This is a genomic window from uncultured Neisseria sp. (assembly GCF_951230505.1).
Lineage (GTDB): Bacteria > Pseudomonadota > Gammaproteobacteria > Burkholderiales > Neisseriaceae > Neisseria.
The window spans coordinates 1-5,154 of record NZ_CATNVN010000130.1 but is presented as its reverse complement, the minus strand read 5'-3'; the positions used below and the strand labels follow the sequence as shown (position 1 = coordinate 5,154).

5 protein-coding genes are annotated in these 5,154 nt (G+C 52.3%); 3 read left to right on the top strand and 2 right to left on the bottom strand.

Annotated features, from left to right (window positions below; all coding sequences use genetic code 11):
• Both Q1M25_RS07925 and tsaE read right to left on the bottom strand, forming a co-directional pair.
• The coding region (locus Q1M25_RS07925; RefSeq protein ID WP_300483702.1) for an N-acetylmuramoyl-L-alanine amidase at positions 1-1,209 on the bottom strand (1,209 nt) is incomplete at its 3' end.
• The gene (tsaE, locus tag Q1M25_RS07920) at positions 1,197-1,667 is read right to left on the bottom strand and encodes a tRNA (adenosine(37)-N6)-threonylcarbamoyltransferase complex ATPase subunit type 1 TsaE (protein ID WP_295697599.1); all 471 of its coding nucleotides are present in this window, start codon (positions 1,665-1,667) and stop codon (positions 1,197-1,199) included. The genes Q1M25_RS07925 and tsaE, both read right to left, overlap by 13 nt.
• Before the next feature lie 171 nt (positions 1,668-1,838).
• Between tsaE and pheA the strand changes: the two genes are divergently transcribed.
• The 3 genes from pheA (at position 1,839) to prfH (ending at position 5,099) form a co-directional block, all read left to right on the top strand.
• Entirely contained in the window at positions 1,839-2,927 is a 1,089-nt protein-coding gene (pheA, locus tag Q1M25_RS07915) for a prephenate dehydratase (RefSeq protein WP_300483697.1), read from the top strand.
• Between the two features lie 397 nt (positions 2,928-3,324).
• Positions 3,325-4,458, top strand: a complete 1,134-nt coding sequence (locus tag Q1M25_RS07910; RefSeq protein WP_300483695.1) for an RNA ligase RtcB family protein — start codon at positions 3,325-3,327, stop codon at positions 4,456-4,458.
• A gap of 2 nt (positions 4,459-4,460) precedes the next feature.
• On the top strand, positions 4,461-5,099 hold the full coding sequence (gene prfH / locus Q1M25_RS07905) for a peptide chain release factor H (protein WP_300483692.1): 639 nt from the start codon (positions 4,461-4,463) through the stop codon (positions 5,097-5,099).
• Positions 5,100-5,154 lie beyond the last annotated feature (55 nt).

Below are 5,154 nucleotides of genomic sequence, written 5' to 3'. Positions count from 1 at the left end.
ATGAATACCGGTGGCAATGGCTTGGGCGCATTGTTGGCGGAAGGATTCGCTTCCGAGCAGCCGCTCTTCGGTAGGGTGGGAGAGGAAGGCGGTTTCCACCAAAATGGATGGAACATCCGGCGCACGGAGGACGGCAAAGTTGGCCTCATCAACGCGGCCTTTGTGCAGTTGGTTGAGTTTGCCCAATTCGGTCAAGACGGAATGGCCGAGCTTGCGGCTGTCGCGCAGGGTTGCGGTTTGGGTCATGTCCAAAATCGTGTTGTCGACGTTGCGGTTGCCGCTGGATTGTACGCCGCCGATGGCGTCGGCGTTGTTTTGGGTTTGGGCAAGGAATTTTGCCGCCGAGCTGGTTGCGCCTTTGGTATTGAGCATATATACGCCGGTACCGCGAGCGGATGGGCTGGTAAAGGCATCGGCGTGGATGGATACGAATACGTCGGCATTGCGCGCACGGCCTTTGGCAACGCGTACGCCCAATGGGATAAAGATGTCTTCGTTGCGCGTCATAAATACGTTGTAACCCAAGGCTTCGAGGCGTTTTTTGGTTTCGCGGGCAATGGAAAGTACGACGTTTTTTTCTTTGAGGCCGCTCGGGCCGATTGCGCCGGGGTCTTCGCCACCGTGACCGGGGTCGATCATAATCACGGGACGGCGGTTGCCGCTGCTGCGATTGTTTTTAGGGGCAGGGGTGTCGTATGCGATATTGGTATTTTGACGTTGTTTGGGAACATTGCCGTTGAGCAAGGCCATCATCGGGTCGTTGGCATCTGCGCCGTGCGGATAAAGGTCGATAACCAAGCGGTTTCTGAAGTTGCCGACGGGGGTGAGCGCAAAGACTTGCGGATGGGTGCTTTGTTTGAGGTCGATGACGATACGCACGGTATTGGGCGTATTTTGACCGGCACGAATGCTGCGGATAAAAGGGTCGTTAGACAGCACTTTGCTGGAAATGCCTTGCAGGACGCTGTTGATTTCCGCGCCTTGAATATCCACAACCAACCGGCTGGGGTTGTCCAACATAAAATGTTGGTATTTCATCGAGTGGTTGCTCTCAAGGGTAACGCGTGTGTAGGCGTTCGCCGGCCAAATGCGGACGGCAAGGAATTGCGCAGGAGAGGCCGGTTTGGCCAATGCAGCACCAACGCGTGTGAGGGTGAGAAATAGTCCTGTGCCTTGACGGAGAATGTGTCTTCTAGTTAATTTGACCATGATTCTAAACTTTTTCGGCCTTGGTTTGTGTGGGCGGAAAAGGTGCAGGTTCTGCCCTTATCGGTGTACGTCAATGTAATGGTAATGTCTGCCGGAGGCGTGAATTCCCCACCTTGCTGCGGCCATTCGATGAGGCAGACGCTGTCGGGTGCAAACAATTCGTCCAAACCGGCATCTTCCCATTCCTCGGGCATGGTAAAGCGGTAGAGGTCGAAATGGTGGAGGGTGAATGCATCCAGCGGATAAGATTCGACAATGGTGTAAGTCGGGCTTTTGACTGCGCCCGTATGTCCCAGTCCGCGCAAAATCCCGCGTGTCAGCGTGGTTTTGCCTGCACCCAGCCCACCTTCAAGATAGATGGTCAGCGGAGCGGAAAGCTGCTTGCTCCATTCTTCACCCAGTTTCAGGGTTGCTTCTTCATCGGGCAGAAAACGGGTGTACAGTCCGTTTGAGTGCATGGAATAGGCCTTGTCGTTCAAAAGGCTTAATTATGATGGAATTGGCGGCGTTTGCAAACCTGATAGACGATAAAGTTAGATAAAGATAGTGTTGAGGCCGTCTGAAAACGGAATTCAGGCGGCCTTTAATGTTAAAATGAAAATATCCCTCACAAAATTGCGAGACAGCTTATGCCTTTATCCATAGACGAACAATTATTGCCGCACCGCAATGCCATCGATAGCATCGATGCGGAAATCCTCCGTTTGCTCAACGAGCGCGCCGGTCATGCGCATGCTATCGGCGAATTGAAAGGGACAGGCGCGGTGTACCGTCCTGAGCGGGAAGTGGCCGTTTTACGCCGGATTCAGGATTTGAACCGCGGCCCTTTGCCGGATGAATCGGTTACCCGGCTGTTTCGCGAGATTATGAGTGAATGTTTGGCGGTAGAGCGTCCGCTGACGATTGCCTATTTGGGCCCGAAGGGGACATTTACCCAGCAAGCCGCCATCAAACATTTCGGCCACGCCGCATACACCATGGCGTGTACCACCATTGACAACTGCTTCAAACAAGTTGAAACGCGCCAAGCCGATTATTTGGTGGCGCCGGTCGAAAACTCGACCGAAGGTTCGGTGGGGCGCACTTTGGACTTGCTGGCCGTAACCGCTTTGAAAGCCTGCGGCGAAGTGGTTGTCCGCATTCATCACAACCTGCTGCGTAAAGACAGCCACGAAATCAGCGGCATTACCAAAGTTTTTGCCCATGCCCAAGCCTTGGCGCAATGCAACGACTGGCTCGGCCGCAATCTGCCCAATGCCGAACGTATCGCCGTAGCCAGCAATGCAGAAGCAGCGCGGTTGGTTGCCGAGTCTGACAGCCCGAATGTGGCCGCCATTGCCGGACGTATCGCCGCGGAAATTTATCAGTTGAGCTTTGCCGCCGAGTGTATCGAAGACGAACCGAACAACACCACACGCTTCTTGGTGATGGGCCATCAAGAAACCGGCCGCAGCGGCAACGATAAAACCTCTTTGGTCGTCTCCGCACCCAACCGTGCCGGTGCCGTTACTTCCTTGTTGCAACCCTTCACCGAGTTGGGCATTTCCATGACCAAATTTGAAAGCCGCCCAAGCAAATCGGTTTTGTGGGAATACCTGTTCTTCATCGATATCGAAGGCCACCAAAGCGATGAAAATGTCCAAAAAGCCTTGCAGCTACTGGGCGAACGCGCTTCCTTCGTGAAAGTTGTCGGCTCTTATCCGACCGTTGTTTTGTAAGGATTATTGGGTATCAAAGGCCGTCTGAAAAGTTTTCAGACGGCCTAAATTATGTTCTCAATAGTTGCTATTTATGCAACATTATTGGCAGATTGATGTCGGTAAGTTTGCATGATTGGAAATGAACCCTCTATAATCCGAACGTTTTTAATATTTTCATGCAAAGAAAGGAGCAAGCCATGACACGCAATACTTCAATCCGCTCAATCACATTCTTTGCAGCCCAAGCGTCGGTCTGACTTTCGGATAACGCTTTTCGCATTCCATGTCGCCCGCTTCGGGCTGCTTTCCCTACGATTATCGGCTAGAAACCAGGCCGTCTGAACATTTCGCAGACGGTGGATATTTATTGTCATCAGTTGCCGGTTTCTATCCGTTTTAAAGAAAGCATAAACACATGGGCAATTATCCCCATCATATTCAAATTATTGCCGATTCAAATACATGGATTGAAGGCAACGCTGTTGCACAGCTCGAAACCACCGCCCGATTACCGCATATGCTGCGTGTTGCCGGAATGCCGGATTTGCATGCGGGGCGCGGTTATCCGGTTGGCGCGGCATTTTTCAGCGACCGTCATTTTTATCCTGCCCTGATTGGGAATGACATCGGTTGCGGCATGGCGTTTTGGCAGACCAATTTACGCGCAGCCAAACTCAAACCGGCCAAACTCGCCAAACAGCTGGGCAATATTGATACGCCGTTGGATAAAGACGAACAGGTCGATTTATTAGGCGACGCTGTCGATATGCGCCAATTTTCAGACGGCCTTGCCGTAGGTACGATTGGCGGCGGCAACCATTTTGCCGAGTTGCAAACCGTTGATACCGTTTATCGCGCCGATTTGCTTCCGCCCGATTTTGATGAAAACCATCTGCAACTGTTGGTGCATAGCGGTTCGCGAGGATTGGGCCAGCAGATTTTGCAACGCCATATTGCCACCTTTGGGCATCAAGGTTTGGCAGAAGGGGGCGAAGCGGCAGCAGCCTACCTTGCCGAACACCAAACAGCCCTTGAATTTGCCAGCCTTAACCGCCGTTTGATTGCGGCCAGAATGCTCGACCGTTGGCGCGCAGAAGGAATATGCCTGCTCGATGTCCATCATAATTTTTTGGAACAAACCGAGATTGACGGCACAACCGGTTGGCTGCACCGAAAAGGCGCAACGCCCACCGATAAAGGCTTGGTCATGATACCCGGCTCGCGCGGCGATTACAGCTATCTGGTTCGACCTGCCGAAGACTGCCAAATTTCTTTGAATACCTTGGCTCACGGCGCAGGTCGGAAGTGGCAGCGCGGAGAATGCAAAGGCAGGCTGTCGCACAAATACACTGCCGACAGCCTGCGCCAGACCGAATTTGGCAGCGTAGTCGTTTGTCAGGATAAGGCCTTGATTTTTGAAGAGGCGCCGCAGGCTTATAAAAGCATCGACAGCGTTATTGCCGCCATGAAAAATGCAGGTTTGATTGAATTGGTCGCGCGGTTTAAGCCTGTTTTGACCTATAAAACCGGCGGCGAGTGTGGAGCGTAAAGATGAAACAGAATACACCAGCGGTTTATCTGCAAATTTCCACCGCTCAAGGGCCGGCAGAGTGCCGTATATTTGCCCGTTTCGTCTTGGGCAAGCTGTTTGCCGAAGCCCAAGCCAAAGGCATTGATGCCGAACTTGTTACCGAAACCGCCGATAAGCACGGTATTTTGTCGGCAATGCTCAAGTTGGAAGGGCAGAAAGCCGAAAGCTTGGCACAAACTTGGCAGGGGACGCTCCAATGGATATGCCCTAGCCCCGTTCGCCCGAAATATCCGCGCAAAAATTGGTATATAGGCGTTTTCCGCTTGCCCGATATGCCGCAGATGTATGAAATGCCGTCTGAAAACAGAATCGAGTTTCAAACCTGCCGTTCGGGCGGCAAGGGTGGGCAACACGTCAATAAAACCGAAAGCGCTGTCCGCGCTACCCATAAAGAAAGCGGCATTTCCGTGCGGGTCGAGAGCGAACGCAGCCAGCACGCCAATAAAAAATTGGCGGTCATGTTATTGGCACAAAAGCTGGCAGAGCATCATGCTGGACAGGCAGGAAATTTTGCGCAGGAACAGCACGCGCAACTCTATCAAGTTGAGCGCGGCAATCCGAAAAGGACGTTTGTCGGAGCTACGTTTAAGGAGAAATAATTTATCTGCCGGATAAGCAGGCATAGTGAAAACATAAATCAAAGGCCGTCTGAAA